Below are 18894 nucleotides of genomic sequence, written 5' to 3' on the forward strand. Positions count from 1 at the left end.
CGTACCCGCACCGGCCCCGCAGAAGGGCCACCCCGCACCGATCTCCGGTCGGCCGCCCCCGGGCGCCGTCACGCCGGAGGGCCCTCCTGCGGGCCGAGTGCCGGTGCGAACGCGGTGGCGTAGCGGTCGAAGTGCCCCTTCCAGGCGTCGGCTGCGATGTGTTCGCCGGCGAGGTGGCCCAGGCAGATCTGCCAGCCGGCGGCGTTGCGGGCGGCGATGCCCGGGGGCGTTTCGTCGGTGAACACCAGGCGGGTGCGGCCGCCCGGCTCCGGCGTCAGGTGGAAGCGGAGGGTCTCCTCCCCCCAGGTGTAGGCGAGAACGCGGGGCTCATCCGCTTCCAGGACGACGCCGGTGAGGGTCATGCCGGTCCCGGGGAACGGGAAGCTGATCCTGGCACCGGGCTCCCAGGATTCGGTGACGACCTCGCACGGAAACCAGGCCTTGAGCTCCTCGCGGTCGGTGATCGCGCGCCAGACCGCTTCGGGGGGCCTGGCCAGTACGCGTTCGAAGCGCAGCACGGGCCGGCCGTCGCCGCCCGTGCTCAGCGTGGCGTCAGCGGAATTGTTCATGACGGTCCTTCCTCCTCCAGATGCCGGTCCAGGCGGTCCAGGCTCGCGCTCCACAGCCTGCGGTAGGAGGCGAGCCACGCATCGAGCTCGGCCAGCGGCTCCGGTCGTATCCGGTACAGCCGCCGCTGGGCGTCGACCCTGGCCTCGACCAGCCCGGCATCGCGCAGAGTGCGCAGGTGCTTGGAGACGGCCGGCTGCGTCAGCCCCAGCTCGTCGACCAGCTCGCCCACGGGCCGCTCGCCGTCCTTGAGGAGGTCGAGAATGCGTCGGCGGCTGGGCTCGGCGAGTACTGCGATGACGTCACTTGCCGGAGTACTCACCAGACCAATATACGACTCCAGTTATATGCCTGCAACCACATGTACGCAGTGAGGACGGGCCGGCGGTGTCGATCCCCGGCCGGTGCCGAAGGCGCTCGCCTACGATGACCACGACGACAGCGGCAGCGACGGGGCGGACCCCGGTCCACCGCAGGGAGGAACGGCAGCCGATGAGCCTTCGCCAGTACGAGTACGCCCTGGCCGTTGCCGAGGAGGGCTCGGTGACGGCGGCGGCGGAGCTGCTGCACGTCGCCCAGCCGTCGGTGTCCCAGCAGATCCGTGGCCTGGAGCGGGAACTCGGCGTGCAGCTGTTCGCGCGTACGCCGACCGGCCTCGTGCCCACCGTGGTCGGGCGCGCGTTCCTGCGGGAGGCCGAGGTCGCGGTGAGCGCGTCACGGCGGGCGAGGGCGACGGCGCGGGCCGGGGCCGACGAGCTGGCCGGCGAGCTGACGGTCGCCGCGCAGCTGGGCTTCGGCACGCGGCAGCTGCCCGGCGCGCTGGGCACGCTGCGGCGCCGCTTCCCCCGCCTGGAGATCACCGTCTTCGAGGAGCCGAGCTCCGCCGAGCTGGAGCAGCTGTGCCGTCGGGGCGTGCTGGACCTGGCCCTGATGGCGGAGTGCGAACGGAGCCCCGCCGACGCCCACCTGCTCGGGGCGGAGGAGTTCGTCGTGGTGCTGGGCGCCGGGCACCGGCAGCTCGCCGCGGACCGGGTCGAGCTGCGCGAGCTGGAGGGCGAGCCATGGGTCCGGTTCGACCGCGACAGCGCACTCGACGCCGTGCTGCAGAACGTACTGCGGGAGAACGGCCTGCCCCCGGTCACGGCCGCCCGTGTGTCGCAGACGGCGACGGCCGTGCGCTGGGCCGCCCAGGGACTGGGGCCGACGCTCGTCCCGGCCTCCACGGTGCCCCACGGCCACGAACACCTCGTCCGCCCGGTGTTCCCGGCCGTGTCCCAGCCCGTCATCGCCGTGGTCAGGCAAGGCGCGGGTCCGGCGGAGACGGCTCTGCTCGACCTCCTGCGTCAGGAGACCTGGTCCGATTCGGCCGCCTTTTCGCCGGCCCCCTGAAGGCCGGCGAAAAGGCGGCAGGTTCCGCCGAATTTCCCGAATCGGCCGGAAGCGGAACCAGGGAACGATAATCGCGGAACGGGAATACCGCCGGGCTCAGCCCCTGGGGAATTCGCCGCCGTCCACGATCAGATTGCTCGCCGTCAGCCACTGCGCCCGGTCGGAAAGCAGGAACAGCACCGCGTCGGCGATGTCCTCGGCCCGGCCGTCGCGCCCCAGCGGCGTGGTGTCGGTCGGGCCGGGCGCCCCTCCCATGCGCGCGGACACCTCCGCCCACTGTTCGCGGGTCGCTTCGCCGCCCGGCGTGGCGGTCCTGCCGGGCGACACGGCGTTCACCCGGATTCCGAACGGGGCCAGCTCCACCGCCAGGCCCTGGCTGTACTTCTCCAGCGCCGCCTTCGCCGCCACGTAGTGCAGGAACGGCCCGACCGGGGCGAGGACCGCCGCCGAGGAGACGTGCACGATCCGCCCCGAACCGCGTTCCCGCATCCCCGGCACCAGCAGCGCGTCCAGCCGTACCGACGCCAGGTAGTTCAGGTCGAGCGCGTCCTGCCACTCCTCGTCGGAGATGGCCAGAGCGCCTTCGTGGGGCCTCGCGCCGCCCGCGTTGTGAACCAGGATGTCCACGCCGCCGAGCACCTCCTGCGCCGTCGCGGCGAGCGCCTCCGCCCCGACCCGGGTCCGCACGTCGGCCGCCACGAACCGGGCGCCGTCCGGCACCGTGCCCGTCGCCGACCTGGCGGTCGTCAGGACCTCGGCGCCCGCGTCCAGGAGCTGGCGCACGACGGCCGCCCCGATTCCGCGGGAACCGCCCGTGACCAGAGCCCGCTTTCCCGCGAGTTCCGGAGTCCCCGGTCCATTCCCGGATTCCTTCACGGATCCGTTCCCTGATCCATTCTCGACTGTGGTCATGCCACCGGCCCTCTCGATCGTGGGTGAGTCCGCTCGACGGGACGGATCGCCGTGCGCAGGGCGCGAATTCCGGAGAATTCTCGGCGTGTATCCCGTGGAGCTGCTTCACGGTACGACCGGAACGGAATGCGGGACAAAGACGAAAAGGCAGCGGACGCTATAGGGAATTCCTATGCCGCGTCTCAGTTGCCCGCGCCGAGGCCCGACATGAAGGCGGACGGGTACCGGTCTCCGCGGGCCGCGCCGAGGGGAACCGCCTTCTCGATCCCGGCGAGGTCGTCGGCGGTGAGGCGCACGTCGAGCGCGGGCAGCGCCTCGGCCAGCCGCTCACGGGTGCGCGCGCCGACCAGGGGCACGATGTCCTCGCCCTGTGCGGCCACCCACGCGATGGCCAGCTGGGCGACGGTGCAGCCCTTCGCCCCGGCCACCCGGCGCAGCGCCTCGACGAGGGCGAGGTTGTGGTCCACGTTGGCCGCCGAGAACCGGGGGCTGTGCCCGCGCGCGTCGCCGGGCCCTGCGGCGTGGCCGGCCGACCAGTGCCCGGAGATCAGGCCCCGGCTCAGAACGCCGTACGCGGTCATCCCGATGCCCAGCTCCCGCAGCGTGGGCAGGATCTCGGCCTCCACCGCGCGGGAGATCAACGAGTACTCAATCTGCAGGTCGGCGACCGGGTGCACGGCGTGCGCCCGGCGGATCGTCGCCGCGTCGACCTCCGAGAGGCCCAGGTGGCGCACGTGGCCCGCGTCGATCATCTCCTTGATCGCGCCCACCGTCTCCTCGATCGGGACCTCCGGGTCCAGCCGGGCCGGCCGGTATACGTCGATGTGGTCGACGCCCAGCCGGGTCAGCGAGTAGGCCAGGAAGTTCTTGACCGCCTCGGGGCGGCAGTCCTGCCCGCCGAACGCCGGGCCGGGCCCGCGCAGCATGCCGAATTTGACGCTCAGCCGGTAGCTGTCCCGGTCACGGCCGCGCAGCGCCTCGGCGAGCAGCAGTTCGTTGTGGCCCATGGCGTAGAAGTCGCCCGTGTCGATCAGCGTGACACCGGCGTCCAGTGCGGCGTGCACCGTGGCGATGCTCTCCGCGCGGTCCGCCTCGCCGTACGCACCGGACATGCCCATGGCCCCCAGGCCCAGGGCGGAAACGGTCGGGCCGCTGTGGCCCAGGGTTCGCGTCTGCATCGCGCTCTCCTTCGTCGTCGGTCCTTGCCTCCACTGTGGGCGGGATCAGCCGTACGCGGGAGAGGAGCGTTCATCCAGGGAGCGGCGCTCCCTGGATGGCCCGGCGTCCGGGCGCGACCATGGAGGTATGCAACGTGAACAGCTCGCCGACTTCCTGCGCCGCCGTCGCGAGGCGATCCGCCCCTCGGAGGCGGGCATCACCGCCGGCCCACGCCGCCGCACCAGCGGCCTGCGCCGGGAGGAGGTGGCCATGCTCGCGGGCATGTCGACGGACTACGTCGTGCGCCTGGAACAGGGCCGCAGCAGTCAGCCCTCGGTCCAGCTGCTGGGCGCCCTGGCCCGAGCGCTGCGGCTGTCCGATGACGAGCGCGACCACCTGTTCCGCCTGGCCGGCCACCAGCCGCCGCCCGCCGACGGGGCCGACCGCCCGGCCCGCGCCGGCTTGATCCGCATGATCGATCTCCTCGGTGACACCCCCGCCATGGTCCTGTCCGACCTGGGCGAGATCCTCGCCCAGAACCGGACGTCCGCCCTGCTCACGGGCGACCATGCCGATTTCACCGGTGACCGCCGCTACACCGTCTACCGCTGGTTCACCGACCCGGCCGCCCGTAGCGGCGCCCCCGTGATGGAGCAGGAGCATCACGCGCGCCAGCTCGTGGCGGACCTGCGCGCCGCGGCCGGCCGCCGCTCCGGCGACCCGACGGTCACCGGTCTGGTCGATCGGCTGCGGGCCGCGAGTGCGGACTTCGGCCGGCTGTGGGCCGAGCACGAGGTGGCGGTCCGGCGCGCCGACCGCAAGATCATCCTGCATCCCCGGGTGGGGCCGATGCTCATGGACTGCGAGACCCTGCTCACTCCGGACCAGCGCCAGCAGCTGCTGGTCCTCACCCCGGCGGACCCTGAGACCCGCGAGCGGCTGGACCTGCTGCGGGTACTCGGCACCCAGTCGTTCCCCACCGGGGGCAGCGAGCACTCCGAGCGCACCGACCCGCCCTCCGGCTGACCTGCCGGACCGGTGACCGGCCGCCCGATCGGAGCCGTACGCGCGTGCGCATCCCGGCCCGCATCCGCAACCGTGTACGGCTCCGCGGCCGGTACACGGCCTTCAACACCCCTGCATTCCTTGATTACTTGCTCGCGCCCGACAGGCAGGGGAGGATGGCGGGCGGGCCTTACGGGGGTGGCGGACGTGCGCGAGGCGGCGGCGGTGCTGGGGTGGGAAGCACCCTTCGACGCGGAGGACCTCCCGCGCAAGTGGGTCACGCAGCTGCCTGAGCCGCAGGCTCCACTTCGCGATCGGATGCGCGCGCTGGACCCGTTCATGGAGGCCGTGCGGCGCGGTCCGGTGCACGAGCACCTGCTGGGGATCGCGATGCTCCGGGCCGGACACGTCTTCGGGGCGGCCGCGTGGCTGCTCGGGGCGCTCGGTTCGGATCCCCGCCGGCGCGGCGCGTGGGTGGACGCGGCCTGCGCCTACGCGGCCGTGGAGCGGCTGGACATGGCCATGTGGCTACTGGCGCACGTGGTATCCGGATTCGAGACGGTCGGCCCCAACGCGTCGCCCTACCCGCTGGATTCGAGGCGGTCCACCGAGGCCCACAACCGGATGATCGCGGTGCGCGACCTGCGCCGGCAACGCGTCGACGAGCTGCGCTTCCTCGAACTGCGTACGGCGGCGGACGAGGAGATCCGGGGACGGACCGGCCAGGAGCCGCTCGGCACGGACCGGCTGTTGCTGCACACTGCGGCACTGATCTCCCTCGGGGAGGCCCAGGACGCGCTCGGCCCCTTCGACCGGGCGGCAGCGCTGCTGGGGCAGGACGAACTGCCTTTGGTCGGCACGACGTTGGAGCAGCTGGCACGGATCCGCATCGCGGCCGGTCCCGCGCGCGAGCGGGACGAGGTGCTGGCGCGCCTGCGGCGGACCGCGCCCCACTCGATGGTGCTGGCACGCCTGCACCGGCCGACCCTCCTGGAGCGGAGGCTGCGCGAGCAGGAGGCCCAGTACGAGGCCCTGCTGCTGGGTACGGAGGTGGAGCGCGGACAGCAGAGCCTGCGCGAGCCGCTGGAGCAACTACGGCTGCGCGCCCGCGCCTCCGAGCACCCCGAACCGTATCGGGAGGCCTTGGCGCGACTCGGCGGGCACGGCGCGGAACGGGGAGCACCATGACGGATGAGGACCGGGAGTCGTGGCCTCTGCAGATCGCGATGCGCACCCTGTCGGCGCCCACGTACGACGAGGTGCTCGACCAGTTGGCGGAGATGCCGCCCGGCCGGCACGGCGAGGCCGGGGCGTTCCTGCGGGAGCATGCCGGGACGATCGGCTCCCAGGGCCGGGGCCCGCTCGCCGAACTGGCACTGTTCCTCGCCGAGCGCTGCGAGGACCTGGGCGCACAGACGCCCGCGTCCACCGGGCAGCCGCGCCGCTCCCGCCCCGGTTCCGGTTCCGGTTCCGGTTCCGGCGGGGGATTCCCGCGGCTGCTGCGCCGCGCCTGCGCGGCCGGGGACGTGCTGGGCGCCTACCGGGTGCTGGCCGGGCACCAGGCGCTGTTCCCGCCGGAACCGGTGCGGGCCGCGGTGCGGCTGCTGGCGGAGTGGCGCGCCGACCGGACCCGTAACGCCCACGCGATCGCCGCGCTGGGCCTGCTCGCCGAGGACGGCCCGAGCCAGGTCACGGCCCGCGCCGACTGGGCGAACCACCTGCTGCGCCAGGGACGGCACCGCAGAGCGCTCTACCACGCGGCCCGCGCGCTGTCGCTGCAGCACGCGGTGGGCGACGCGCACTCGCTGGTGAACACCCACCTGCAGCTGGCCTCGGTCTACCGCGCGATGGACGATCTGCCGCACCGGGCCGAGGTGCTGCTGCAGGCGGCCGCAGCCGTCGACAGGGAGAGCGTCTCCGCCGTGGAGGAGGCGGCGGTGCGCTTCCAGCTCGCGGACACCCTCACCTCGCTGCACCGCTACCGGGAGGCCGTGCTCCCGCTGGAGCGCGCGGAGGCGCTGGCGGCACGTCCGGAGAACGACTCGGACGCGGCGTACCTGCCCTCGCGCTGGGATCTCCTCAGCTGCCGGGCCCGGGTGGCGGAGGCGCTCGGCGCGCTGGGAGCGGCCGCCGATGCCTACCGCGCGCTGCTGGAGCTGCCCGAGATGTCGACGCGGGCCGCGCCGCGCGCCGCGACCCTGTACGCACTGGTCTCCTGCCTGCGACGCACCCACCGCCAGCGGGAGGCGTACGAACTCCTCAACTCCGAGCTGGAGCGCGCCGAACAGCAGGGCGCGGGATACCTCAACCTGGTGTCCCTGCGCTGCACCATGGCCGGGCTGCTGTTCTCCGGCACCGATCCGCGACTCCCCCGCGACCTGCACTCGCTGGAGGAGCAGCTGATGAAGGGCGTCTTCGACGCGGCGGGCTCCACCTACCCGTGCTTCGGCGAGCTGTTCGTCACGATGGGCGACCTGGACCTGTCCGAGGGCCACGACGCGGGCGCGGCCGAGTGCTACCGCTACGCCCTGTACGTCGCCGGGGACACCGAGGACGCCCAGCAGCCGGCACACCTTCCCGAACGGCTTCGCGAACGCACGCTGCTGTCGCGGCTGCTGCCCCTGGGCGGGCCCACCGATCCGGTCGGCTTCGCCCTCGGCAAGCTGCGCGAACGCATGCTGCGCCTCTTCCCCGAGGGGTCCAACGACTTGCCGGACACGCGTCTGCTGGCCCTGCAACGGCTGTGCGTCGTCGAGCGCGACCCGGAGCGGCGCGCGCGGATGGCGGACCGGCTCGCGGCGGGGCTGCGCCGGGCGGCGGAACGGAAGGTGCCCCGTACGTTGCAGGACCTGGCGGTGCCGGTGTGCGAGGCGGTCGCCGAGGCGCACGGGCCGCTGGAGGGGGCGCGGCTGCTGGAGGAGGTCCTCGCCTTCCACGACGCACAGGGCCGGCTCCCCGACCCTGCGCTGCCGCTGGGTCTGGCCCGGCTGCTGGAGCGGGTGCGGGGCGGACACCGGCGGGCCTTCGAGGTGCTGTGGCACCACCGCGGCCTGCGGCTGCGCGCCAGGGACTCGCATCCGCTGCTGCAGGACGCCGACCAGGCCGCCGGCCAGGTGCTCCCGCTGTACGAGGCGCTGCTTTCCCTGCTGTTCGAGCACGGCGAGAACCTGCCGCTGCCCGACGGCCGCCCGCCGGGCGTGCTGGCCTTCGACCTGCACGAGGAGGCGAAGGCCCGGGGACTGGCCGAGGACCTGGTACGGATGCCGCTGGCCAAGCCGTCGCACGTACCGCAGCGGCTGTGGGATGCGGAACAGCGGCTGCTCCACGCCCAGCGGCAGCTGGCGGGCGGGGACCGCCCGGACCGGGCCTGGTCGTGGCGCGAGTGCGTGCGGGCGCTCGCACCGCTGTACGAGGCGCTGGAGCCGTTCGCCCCGGAGTACGTACGGCTGCGCAGGGCGCAACCCGCCTGTTTCGAGGAGGCGTCGGGGCTGCTGGACCAGGCGGCACCGGCGGAGGGCATGGTGCTGGCCTCGTACTTCACCGGCGAGTCCGAGACCTTCTGCTTCGTGCTCGCCTCGGGCGAGTACGCGATGCGGTGGCACCGCATCCCGGTGGGGCGCGCGCAGCTGCACGCGGCCGCGGAGCGGATCCGCCTCACGGTCGACGGCGACCGCTCCGCGTTCCCCGCCGTCCCCCCGATCAAGCCGAGGCGGCCGGTCCCGCTGCCGCTGGAGGGGCTGGCGGAGCTGCTGCTGCCGTTCCAGGAGCTGCTGGCGGACCGCGGGCTCCTGTGCGTGGCGCCGCACGGGCCGCTGTCGGTGCTGCCGCTCGGTGCGCTGCGGCTGCCGGACGGCCGCTACTGCGTGGAGCAGGCGGCCCTGGTGTACACCCCGAGCATCTCGGGCCTGACCGCTCTGCGTGCCGCGAGGCCGGCCGGCTCGGGGAATGCGCTGTGCGTGCGGGTCGCGGCGGAGGAGGACCTGCAGAACGGCGGCAGCGGCTTCGAGGCCGAAGCGCTCCCGGCCGGCCACGGCTGGCGGCTGTCCTCACTCACCGGACCGGAGGCCACCCCGGAGGAGGTCCTGGCCGGCATCGAGCAGGCCGACCTCGCGTACATCGCCTGCCACGGCCACCAGGACCACAGCGACCCGGAGAACAGCGCCCTGCTGCTCTCCGACGGCACCGACCGCCCCAGCCGGCGCGCCGATCCCGCCTCGCAGCGGGCCAGGCGGACCTCCCTGCGGGCCCGCGACCTGGCCGAGTCACGCACCCCGTCCCGCGTGGTGCTGCGCGCCTGCTCGGTCGGCTGGCACGAGCCGGACCACCCCGGTGAGGACTTCACGGGCCTCCCCCGCGCCCTGCTGCGCGGCGGCACCCGCACGGTCCTCGCCCCCGTCTGGCAGGTCGACCGCACCAGCTCGGCGGCCCTGCTCGACGAGGTGACCGGTGCGGTGATGCGCGGACGCCCGATGTGGCGCGCCCTGTGGGACGCCCAGCGCCGCATGCTCGCCGATGCCGACCACGCCTACCTGTCCCACCCCTACCACTGGGCGGCGTTCGTCCCGCTCGGGGACTGGAGTTGAAATGACCGTGGACGTCCACGCCGAGCGGGCCGCGGCCCTCCCCGACCGGACCGCGCTGCTCGCGCTGGAGGAGGCGGCGTACGAGCTGGGCCGCACCTTCCCCACGGGTGTGGCGAACGCGGCGGAGGCCATGCAGGTCCTCCAGGAACTCTTCACGCAGGCCGGCGCCGGGACCGCGCCGTCCAGGGCGGACGACCCCCCGGCCGCCGCCCGTCGCGTGCTGGCCGCCCTGGCGCGCGAGGAGGGCGCGCGGAATCTGGTCGCGGAGATCCTGGCCGACCCGCCGCAGGACGACCAGATGGGCGGCGAGGACATCGTCTCGGACCTCACCGTCCTCACCGGCGTCCTCACCTTCCTCCGCCTTCACGTCAACTTCCGCTTCAAGCGCGACAACGGGCACAACACCGTCGAGTTCCGCCTGGAGAAGAAGCCCCTCACCGACGGCACCCTCACCGCCCTCGTCCGCGCCGTGCTCAGCTTGATGAACCGCGAGCAGTGACGGGAGAGACCCGGCCTCGTACCCGGCGTCGGCAGCCGTCCCCCGCCCTCAGCCGCCGAAGGACCAGGGCCCGAAGCGGCCCCAGGCCGTGAGGACGGCCAGGGCGAGATAGACGGAGTTCAGCAGCACCAGCCTGGGCTGGCCGAAGCGCCCGTGGGTGATCATCGCGCCGATCATGAGGACGACCCAGCAGCTGGCCGTCACCGGCACCATCACCGGTGCCATGTCGAGCGCGGCGGGCAGTATCAGGCCCGCCGCCGCGAGCAGTTCGAGGATGCCGAGGGCCTTGATGTAACCCGCGCCGACATCCCGTGTCCATTCCCCGCCGTGCTGTGCGGCCAGCCTGGCCCTGGGAACGAAGGTCTTGCTGATGCCGCCGGCGAGGGCGACCGCGGCCAGTAGTGCGGTGGCGATCCATAGGGCGAGGTTCATGGGTGGACTCCTGTGTCCTGTGTGATGGCCCTGCGGGAAGTGGGTGAAGTGAAGCGAGTGCCGGCCGACGAAGGTCGACACCGACGTCGGCATCGACGCCAACGTCGGCATCGGCATCGAAGCGCCGGTGATCGTCAGAGCTGCCTGGGCTCGGGGCGCGCGGGCTCGTGGTGCACGGGCTCGTGGTGCACGGGCTCGTGGTGCACGGGCTCGTGGTGCACGGGCTCGTGGTGCGGAGGCGGCGCTCCGGTGAGCGGCGTGGCGTCGACGTACCTGACCTCGTAGACGCGTTCGCTGAACTTCCAGCCGTCGGGGGTACGCCGGTAACGGTCGTGGTACAGCGCCCAGTTGGCGTGCGAGCTGCCGTCACGCATCCGCCCGAACTCATGGATGTACACGCGTCCCCGCGCGGTGTCGCCGTCGATCCGGAGGGCACCGGGGTGGACGTTCTGCACGAAGAACTCCCACAGCCCCTGGCCCCACTCGATCGCCTCGCGGATCTCCTCGCGGCCGACGAACTCCCTACCGATGTGCGGCCACCGCATGGCACCGTCGGACGTGAACAGCGAGGCGAAGCGGTCGAACTCGCGCACCATCACCGCATCGGTGACCTCGGCGCACAGCGCCTCGATCTCGACTCGATCGGCGACGGCCTGCAGACTGCTCATCGGGACTCCCTGCCTCATCGATGCGCCGGCCAGGCTCCGGTCGCCTGTCCTGTGGATGATGTGTCCAGCATCGACGCAGGTCAGAGGCGGAACAAGGACGAGCCCGTGGGGCGGTCCATAACACGGGGGTTATGCATGGAGCTTCGGGACATCGACATCTTCCTGACGCTGGCCGAGGAGCTGCACTTCGGCCGCACGGCGGAACGGCTCCACGTTTCCCAGGCCCGCGTCAGCCAGGCCATCGGCAAACAGGAACGGCGCCTGGGCGTGACCCTGTTCGACCGCACCAGCCGGCGTGTTGCTCTGACCCCGGTCGGCCGGCGGCTGCGCGAAGACCTCCAGCAGGCCGTCGATCTCCTCCACGCGGGACTCGCCCGCGCCCAGGCTGCGGGCCTCGGCGCGGGCCGGACCCTGCGCCTGGGCGTCTTCGGCCACGCCGGACACGAACTGCGGCCCCTCGTCGAGGCGTTCCGCGTACGCCACCCCGGCTGCGACATCCAGTTCGGCGAGATCAACGGCAACGACGCGTTCACCGCCCTGCGCGACGGGAAGCACGACGCGCACGTGCTGTGGCTGCCCGTCGCCGAACCGGACCTCACCGTCGGCCCCACCGTGCTCACCGGAGGCCGTGTGCTGGCCGTGTCCGCGGACCACCCGCTCGTCGCGCGCGGTGCCGCGTCCCTGGAGGACCTCGCCGACAACCAGGTCGTCGACCTGGGCCCCGAGCCCCCCGAGTACTGGGTCGCCGCCATGGTCCCCCACCGAACCCCGCTCGGCCGCCGCATCCCCCGGGGCCCGGCCGCACGGACCTTCCACGAGATCCTCTCCCTGGTCGCCGCCGGGCACTGCGTCCACGTCCTGGGCGAGATCGCCGCCCGCTACAACAATCCCCCCGGCATCGCCTTCCTCCCCCTCCACGACGCCCCCGCCCTCGAATGGGCGCTCACCTGGCGCACCGGCACCGACAACCCGGCCCTCCACGCCCTGGCCCGGACAGCGGCCGCCCTCGGCCCGACCGCGCTGTAGGAGGCGGAACGCCGACGCGGTGAAGCCTCCCCGCGGCCGGGCCGCCCGTCCGACACCCCCCCCCGGCCGGTGGCCCGGCACCGGCGTCCGATCGGCCGGACATCTGTGAGTTGCAAAGTTCTACCCCCCAACGACCCACTATGGGTAACCTTTTGCGCACCTGGGGGACACGCGGGGACATCTCGGAAGAGCCGTCTGCGCCTGCACGCTGTCCGGCGCCACGGCTACGCGGTCCATCCCGGCCTCCTCCGTCCCTGAAAGGGTGGCTGGTGATCGAGCTCACTGATCCTCGGTTAACGACGTACGACATAGTCCTGAGCGCCGATGACCCCGCGCGAGGAACAGGACAAGGACCCACGGGGGGCGAGGAGCCCGAGGCCCTCGCCGGCCGCCTCCGGCTCGGCGGACCGCACTCCGTCCGGCTGACCCCCGACGAACTCTCCGCAGACCCCGAGCTCGCCCGGTACGCCGAGGAACAGGCCGCCCTCTACGAGCACCACCTGGTGCGGCTCTCCCTCACCTTCGTCCCCCAGGCGGGCGGTGCCCGGCTGAAGTTCGCCAACGTGGCCCTCCACCTCACCTCCGACTGGGGCCCGAAGCCCGTCGCCCACTCCATGGACCCGATCCGGCTGACGGACCCCGTCCAGATCGAGCGGGTGCGGCGCCTCGGCCCACAGCTCGCTCTGCTCGGCGCGGACGCCTCCCTCGGCGAGCTGACGCGGACGGTCGGCTACACCACCAATCAGCCACTCGTTCAGGCACTCGACCTCGGCGGACCGACCCCGGCCTGGGACTTCAGGCCGACCATGGCGACCCAGCTGACCGGCACCTATCCGCTCAGCCTCGTCGTGCGCTGCGGAGCGGGCACCGACACGGAACTGAGATGCACGGTGACCGCCGGTGTCGAGAAGCCGCTGTTGCGACGGTTCAGCCGGGAACTGCCCGACCCGCTGCGGCTGAAGGCGTTCCTGTGACGCCCGCGGACACGGACAGAGCCCCACTGAACCAGCAGGAGGTGCGGGCGCTGGCGGAGGTCTACCACTCGGCGGGGCGCGCCCGGCTGATGCTGCGCTCCGCCGGATTCCCGGCTCCGGCGATCCCGGCCGGTGCGAACACCATGGGCGAGTTCTGGAGCCAGGTCTCCTCGGAGCTGGAGGGCGGCGTGATGGCTGACGGGCGGACCCGCATCCTGTCCAGAGCCCACGCCGAGCACCCCTTCCACCCCGTGTTCGCCGCCGGGGAGCAGGACGGGCCGGGGCCGGCGATGGCGGGCGCGGGCGCGGTGGCAACGCCGGACGAGCGCCTGCGCGTGATGCTCCTGGGCGCCGAGCCCGCCCGATACGGCGCCACCAGGGCCGGCGCCGAACTGCGGGCGGCCGCCAGAGAGACCGGCGGGCGCCTGGACATGCGGCTCTTCCCGGCCGCCGGCGCCGCCGATCTGGGGGAGATCCGTTCGATCCTCCCCCATGTGCTGCACCTCGCCTGCCACGGTACGCGCGAGGAGCTGATCCTCGAGGACGCCGGCGGCGAGGCACACCACCTGGCGGCGGACGATCTCGTCAACACTCTGAAGCTCGCGGCCGAGCACCGCGGTCACCGGCTGCGGGCGCTGGTCCTGCGTTCCTGCGAGGGCCAGGAGGTGGCGGAGCGCTTCAGGCCGTACGCGGAGGTCGTCATCGCCCACCGCGGAAGGCTGGACGCGGAGTGCTCCGTCCTCTTCGCCGCCGCCTTCTACCGCGAACTCGCGGACTCCCCCGGCCCGCCCAACGCACCGGCCATCGGGGCCGCGGCCCATTTCGCGGCCCAGGACACCGTCAACCAGGCCGCGATGTGCCGCAGCGTCCAGACCCAGCTCTTAGTCCTGCCCGGCACGGCGTGAACCGCCCGCACCAATGTTCCACGTCTCGCTAGGAGTCGCCATGCCACTCGATGTGCCGTCCGAGCCGCCCACGTCCGACAACGTATTCGACGAGGCGGTGACGGGCCCGGCCGGCTGGGACATCTCACAGAGCGACTGGGACGAACTCCGGTCGGGGCTGAGCGCCGCATATGTGGAACCCGGTGCGAGGCAGAGGTTTCTGCGCGACCTGCGCTTCCCGGCCAAAGAGCTCCCGCCGTCCGCGTCCAGCCAGGCCGACTTCTGGGAACACGTCCGGGAACGGGCCGAATCGGGGGCCGCGTCCCTGAGCTGGCAGGATCTCGCCCGGCTGGCCAACGAGGACCAGACGGCCAGCCACCAGGCGATCTTCACCAGGTTGGGTGGCGTGGGGGAACCCGTCACCGTGGGCGGCCTCGGGGAACCCGTCACCGGTGCGCCGCCGCTCGCCGGCCCCCCGCGCGAGGCCCCCGAGTCGGCGATCGGCTCCATGGGGCCCACCATCCGCGGCTACGGCGAGCTGCTCCCGGTCGGCGACCGCCCGGACCTGCGGAACGCACTGCTGGAGAGCTGGGAGGGAAGACTCGGATCCTGGGCCGAACTGTCCGACTTCCAGAAGAAGTTACTCGTCCTCTGCCGGGAGATCATCGACCAGCGGGGGGTGGGACTCATCTATGCCGTGACCAACAGCGGCAAGACCACCCTGGCCCGGTTCGGCATGACGATGGCTGTGAGTTCGGGCAGCACCTCGATGATGCTGCTACCGATCAAGGCCCTGGTGACCCAGGAGCACTCCGAGTGGCAGGTGCTCCAGGGCAGCGGCCCGGACATGACGGGCCTGCGGATCTATCCGGCCTCGCGGGACTACCCGGAGAACGACCGGCCGGTCGGCGCGGGCTCGTACGACGTCGCGCTGGCCATCTACGAGAAGCTCGGGGTGTACCTGGTACACCGGATGTCCCCGCTGCGCCGCAGCGCCCTCCTCGTCGTCGACGAACTCCAGATGCTGGCGGAGCGGAGCGAGCGGGCCGCCAAGCTGGAGGCCCTGCTCACCCTGGTGAAGATGCTCCCCCGGGACCAGCAGCCCGCTCTCCTGGGGCTGTCCGCCGCGCTCTCACCGGCGGCGGGCGAGACGCTGGAGCGCTGGCTGGGACACGACCGGCTGCTTCGGAAGCACTTCACGAACGTGCGACCGGTGCCGCTCGACACCTACGTGGTGGGTCCACGACGCTGGCTGGTGCAGGAGAAGGCCCACCTGCTGAGCATGCCCGGCGTCGACCAGACACCACCGCCCCGCTACGAGGAGGAACACGAGCTCGGCGGCATCCGCGACAAACACGCCAAGGCACTCTCCCTGCGCTTCGAGGGACTTCCCGGAAGCAGGCTCTCCACCGCGCCGCTCGCGGCCGCCCTGGTCGTCCAGACCCTGATCAAGGATCCGGACAAGCGGATCATCGTCTTCGTCCCCGGCCGCACCATCGCCCAGAACCTCGCGCTGGCCATTCAGGACCTGCTGCAGGACACCACCGGCCAGAAACCGGCCGGCAGACGCGGCTCTCCCTGGCAGGGCGGCCGCTACAACGGGCCCGAGTCGCGGGCCAGGGACGCCGCGGGCCGTCTGTACGAGAGGCTGAAGAACTCGGATCTGCCCCTGTACGACCTGGTCATGCGGGGTCTGCGGCACGGCGTCGCCTTTCACACGGCCGCCCTGGCGCCCACCCTGCGGCGCCAGGTGGAGGACGAGTTCAGGGAGCCCGACGGGCTGCTGCGGGTGATCGTCGCCACGGACACCCTGGCCGTGGGACTCAACCTGCCCGCCGACGTCGTCATCGCGACGAGCGTGTCCGGCTGGGGCGGTGAGGGAACCAACCGGGTACGGCGCCTCCTGCCGGCGGCCGACCTGGACAACAAGGGCGGGCGCGCGGGGCGGCGGCTCGAAAGGACGGTGACCGACCAGCTCGGGAAGTTCTACATCCTCGTCCCGTCCCCGAAGGACCTCCAGGAGATCGAAGGCCTGACCCCGCAACAGGTCAAGACGCTCTCGACCGAGGAGGGCGTGTACGGAACCTTCGTCAACAACTCTGAACGCTCGCTCAGGGTCCGTTCGCAATTCCGCGACACGCTCCAGATCAGCGGTCTGGTCCTCCAGGCGCTCTGCCAGGGCCGCAGCGGGCTCACCCGGCGGCAGTGGCTCCAGCGGGTGACGGAGATCCTCGGCGGACTCCTCATCTCCTACGAGCCCGACTCCCCGGACATCCCCGAAGCCGAGGACGTCCTGCGGGAACTCGACGCACGGAACCTGATCGTGTTCAGCGAGGGCGAGGGGTACCGGGGCGGTGAGGAGGTGCTGTCCCTGTCCCCGCTCGGACAGGCACTCGGCCAGTCGGGCCTGGAGCTGGACGACGCGGCGGAACTGCAGCACATGGCGCAGCTCGCGCTCGAGAACAAGGGCCACCTCGACCTGCTGTGGCACGCGTTCAAGGCCCGGTCCGTACAGCGGGTCACCGCCTGGGTCGCGTTGCCCGGCCCGCCCACGAGCCACCACATGCCTTCGCTCAAGGGAGCCGTGCTCACCCTCCTGTGCGCGCACTGCCTGCCGGGCGACTCCGCCGAAGCACCGACCCGGCGCCACTACTCCCTGCGCTACATCGCCACCAAGGGACCGGCCGTACCGGACCGGCTGCTCAGCGAGAACAACCAGCAGATCTCCGACGACCTGCGCCGGCTCCTGGCAGTCGACGAGGACGACCTGACGATAGAGGACGCCAACGCGCTCCTGCGGGCGGTCGTCGCGTGGGAGTGGCTGAACGGGACTCCGTACGACGAGATGGCCAAGCGGATAGGCGGCGTGGTCCAGTCGTCCGAGCAGCCCGACCGGGGCAAACGGCGGGCGCCCTCGGTCAAGCTGTACTACGCGGACGTCGAGCAGCTCTGCGAACAGGTCGCGGGATACCTGCGCGCCACGGCCGAACTCTGCGTGGGCGAGGACGGATACGACCACTCCTTCCGCATGCACGCACTGGCGCAGCGCGTCGAGTCGGGGCTGCCGACCTGGCTCGCGCGCGTATCGAGGATGCGCATCCCGTCGCTGCACCGCGAGCGCCTCGCCAAGCTGGCCGGTGACAAGGAGCTGAACCACCTGTCCGACCTCGTGAACGCCGACGTCATCAAGGCGGTGCTCGACGAGCAGGAACGCGAGACCATCCGGAAGACCATCGAGAGCCGGATGGAGGACGAGCGCAAACAGCTCGAACGAATCGAGGGCGAGGTGGCCGGGGAGACCATTCCGGGCACCGAGGGCGAGACGTTCGCCGAACTCTCGGGCGACCTCGACAACGCGGAAACGGCCAAGGAGTACCTGGACCGACTCTGCGAGACCATGCGGGACATGGGCCTGCACGTCACGGAGCCGGCGATGGAGGGCGCGTTCGCCGTGTCCGTCTGGACCGCCCCCGGCACCGGGGCCACCGTCGAGATCATGGTGCCCAAACAGTTCTCGCTCACGGCCGAGGGCGCCAAGGCCGTGGCCGGACGGCCTGCCCGGGTCATCGTGCGGGGTGCGGACGCCGGCGCGCGGAGGGTACTGGAGGAGCAGGGCACACAGGCCCGGTTCGTGACCATGGAGTACCTGCTCCAGACGCTGGCCCACCTCGTACAGGACCTCCAGCACGCCTTCTCGGCGGACCAGGCGGTCGAGGAGCTGCGGAAGATCAGGGTGTCGTCGATCGGAAGGGACTGGTGACACCTCGCGGAGGCGTGACATGAACCCCTGAGGCCCCGGAGACCCGGCGGAACCCGTACCAGGGGTCCGGACTCCGGCGAGTCGGACCCCTGGTGAGCTGCGTGTCTGCCGGATCAGTGCCGCGGCGACGGTGCAGCGGCCGTCACACGTTGAAGCGGAACTCCATCACAACCGGTCTGACCTGCGGTTATGCAGGCGCATCCCAGCACCATCCCAGCACGGGATTCACTGCAAAGTACAAGAAGGTCCGGAAGCACCAAGACTACGCATCAAGGCCGCCCCGGATACAGACCGCACAGCACTCCAGACGCTGTAATAGTTTCTGTACTAGACTTGCGGCCATGAAGTCACCCCGCCCCGGCGGCACGGAGAACCTCTCCGTGTCGATGCCCTCCGAACTCCTGGGTGCTCTGCGCACCCGTACCGGTAAGCGCGGCGTGTCCGCGTACGTGACGGCGGCGGTCCGGCATCAGCTCGCCATGGACGGCCTCGCCGAGATCGTGGCTGCCTACGAAGCCGAGTACGAGCCACTGAGCGACGCCGAAGTCCAGGCCGCGCAAAGCGAACTGTTCGGCGATGCACCGGCGCCCTACGCGTCGAACGACAGCGCCGCATGAAGGAGTCCGCGGCCAGGTCCCTGGTGCTCGACTCCCAGGCGCTGTCGCTGCTACTGCGCAACGACCGCCAGATGATCACCCGGATCGAGGCCGCTCGGCGCGTGGGCGTGCCCGTCCTCGTATCGGCCCTGACCGTGGTGGAGGCCGTCTACGGGAAGACAGATACCGCCCGGCTGCGCTGGGTGCTCTCCCGCCTTCAAGTCCAAGACGTCACCCAGGCGGACAGTCTCACTGCGGTGCAGCTCCTGAGCGACGCCGGCGGCCTGCACGGCCACAAGTACGCCATCGACGCCCTCGTAGCCGCGATGGCGCTCCGCTCCCCGGCACCCGTCCTCGTAATGGCCTCGGACCGCGACGACTGGTCGAAACTATGCGGCGACGGAGTACAGATCAAGGATGTCTGACCTTGGCGTTCACTCA

The 18894-nt window shown here is 72.0% G+C and carries 17 protein-coding genes; 11 read left to right on the forward strand and 6 right to left on the reverse strand.

Features of this window, described 5'->3' with window-relative positions; translation table 11 throughout:
* Window positions 1-68: 68 nt before the first annotated feature.
* Together EDD93_RS03690 and EDD93_RS03695 are read right to left on the reverse strand one after the other, a co-directional pair.
* Window positions 69-569: an SRPBCC domain-containing protein gene (locus EDD93_RS03690; RefSeq protein WP_123523804.1), complete on the reverse strand. Its 501-nt coding sequence runs from the start codon at window positions 567-569 to the stop codon at window positions 69-71.
* Window positions 566-889, reverse strand: coding sequence for a helix-turn-helix transcriptional regulator (locus EDD93_RS03695; RefSeq protein WP_260255609.1), 324 nt, complete (start codon window positions 887-889; stop codon window positions 566-568). The genes EDD93_RS03690 and EDD93_RS03695 overlap by 4 nt, the downstream gene beginning before the upstream one ends.
* A 170-nt stretch (window positions 890-1059) precedes the next feature.
* On the opposite strand from EDD93_RS03695, the gene EDD93_RS03700 reads away from it, so the two are divergent.
* The gene (locus tag EDD93_RS03700; protein ID WP_123523805.1) at window positions 1060-1956 is read left to right on the forward strand and encodes a LysR family transcriptional regulator; all 897 of its coding nucleotides are present in this window, start codon (window positions 1060-1062) and stop codon (window positions 1954-1956) included.
* Between the two features lie 96 nt (window positions 1957-2052).
* Here EDD93_RS03700 and EDD93_RS03705 read toward each other — a convergent pair whose 3' ends face one another.
* Both EDD93_RS03705 and EDD93_RS03710 read right to left on the reverse strand, forming a co-directional pair.
* On the reverse strand, window positions 2053-2868 hold the full coding sequence (locus EDD93_RS03705; protein WP_123523806.1) for an SDR family oxidoreductase: 816 nt from the start codon (window positions 2866-2868) through the stop codon (window positions 2053-2055).
* A gap of 182 nt (window positions 2869-3050) precedes the next feature.
* On the reverse strand, window positions 3051-4046 hold the full coding sequence (locus EDD93_RS03710) for an aldo/keto reductase (protein WP_123523807.1): 996 nt from the start codon (window positions 4044-4046) through the stop codon (window positions 3051-3053).
* Between the two features lie 127 nt (window positions 4047-4173).
* On the opposite strand from EDD93_RS03710, the gene EDD93_RS03715 reads away from it, so the two are divergent.
* From EDD93_RS03715 to EDD93_RS03730, 4 genes are all read left to right on the forward strand, one after another.
* The gene (locus tag EDD93_RS03715) at window positions 4174-5052 is read left to right on the forward strand and encodes a helix-turn-helix transcriptional regulator (protein WP_123523808.1); all 879 of its coding nucleotides are present in this window, start codon (window positions 4174-4176) and stop codon (window positions 5050-5052) included.
* A gap of 186 nt (window positions 5053-5238) precedes the next feature.
* Window positions 5239-6219: a hypothetical protein gene (locus tag EDD93_RS03720; RefSeq protein WP_148083834.1), complete on the forward strand. Its 981-nt coding sequence runs from the start codon at window positions 5239-5241 to the stop codon at window positions 6217-6219.
* Window positions 6216-9614 carry a CHAT domain-containing protein gene (locus tag EDD93_RS03725; protein ID WP_123523810.1) on the forward strand — a complete coding sequence of 1133 codons (3399 nt, stop codon included), beginning with the start codon at window positions 6216-6218 and terminating at the stop codon, window positions 9612-9614. Before EDD93_RS03720 ends, EDD93_RS03725 begins: the two co-directional genes overlap by 4 nt.
* A gap of 1 nt (window position 9615) precedes the next feature.
* Window positions 9616-10113, forward strand: coding sequence for a hypothetical protein (locus tag EDD93_RS03730; RefSeq protein ID WP_123523811.1), 498 nt, complete (start codon window positions 9616-9618; stop codon window positions 10111-10113).
* Window positions 10114-10161: 48 nt separating this feature from the next.
* Here EDD93_RS03730 and EDD93_RS03735 read toward each other — a convergent pair whose 3' ends face one another.
* Window positions 10162-10545: a DoxX family protein gene (locus EDD93_RS03735; protein WP_123523812.1), complete on the reverse strand. Its 384-nt coding sequence runs from the start codon at window positions 10543-10545 to the stop codon at window positions 10162-10164.
* Window positions 10546-10679: 134 nt separating this feature from the next.
* Window positions 10680-11213: a nuclear transport factor 2 family protein gene (locus EDD93_RS03740; protein ID WP_123523813.1), complete on the reverse strand. Its 534-nt coding sequence runs from the start codon at window positions 11211-11213 to the stop codon at window positions 10680-10682.
* A 135-nt stretch (window positions 11214-11348) separates the two neighbouring features.
* Between EDD93_RS03740 and EDD93_RS03745 the strand changes: the two genes are divergently transcribed.
* The 6 genes from EDD93_RS03745 to EDD93_RS03775 all read left to right on the forward strand — a co-directional run bounded on the left by EDD93_RS03745 (window position 11349) and on the right by EDD93_RS03775 (window position 18878).
* Window positions 11349-12239, forward strand: a complete 891-nt coding sequence (locus EDD93_RS03745; RefSeq protein ID WP_123523814.1) for a LysR family transcriptional regulator — start codon at window positions 11349-11351, stop codon at window positions 12237-12239.
* Between the two features lie 269 nt (window positions 12240-12508).
* Complete coding sequence (locus EDD93_RS03755) at window positions 12509-13213, forward strand: hypothetical protein (protein ID WP_148083835.1); 705 nt, start codon at window positions 12509-12511, stop codon at window positions 13211-13213.
* Window positions 13210-14118 (forward strand): effector-associated domain EAD1-containing protein, encoded by a 909-nt coding sequence (locus tag EDD93_RS03760; RefSeq protein ID WP_123523817.1) that lies wholly within the window; start codon window positions 13210-13212, stop codon window positions 14116-14118. The genes EDD93_RS03755 and EDD93_RS03760 overlap by 4 nt, the downstream gene beginning before the upstream one ends.
* A gap of 40 nt (window positions 14119-14158) precedes the next feature.
* A complete protein-coding gene (locus EDD93_RS03765) occupies window positions 14159-17857 on the forward strand; it encodes a DEAD/DEAH box helicase (RefSeq protein ID WP_123523818.1) in 3699 nt (1232 codons plus the stop codon).
* 341 nt (window positions 17858-18198) lie between these two features.
* Entirely contained in the window at window positions 18199-18474 is a 276-nt protein-coding gene (locus tag EDD93_RS03770) for a hypothetical protein (protein WP_123523819.1), read from the forward strand.
* Window positions 18471-18878 (forward strand): PIN domain-containing protein, encoded by a 408-nt coding sequence (locus EDD93_RS03775; RefSeq protein WP_123523820.1) that lies wholly within the window; start codon window positions 18471-18473, stop codon window positions 18876-18878. The genes EDD93_RS03770 and EDD93_RS03775 overlap by 4 nt, the downstream gene beginning before the upstream one ends.
* Window positions 18879-18894: the final 16 nt, after the last annotated feature.

The sequence above is a fragment of the Streptomyces sp. 840.1 genome (genome assembly GCF_003751445.1).
Lineage (GTDB): Bacteria > Actinomycetota > Actinomycetes > Streptomycetales > Streptomycetaceae > Streptomyces.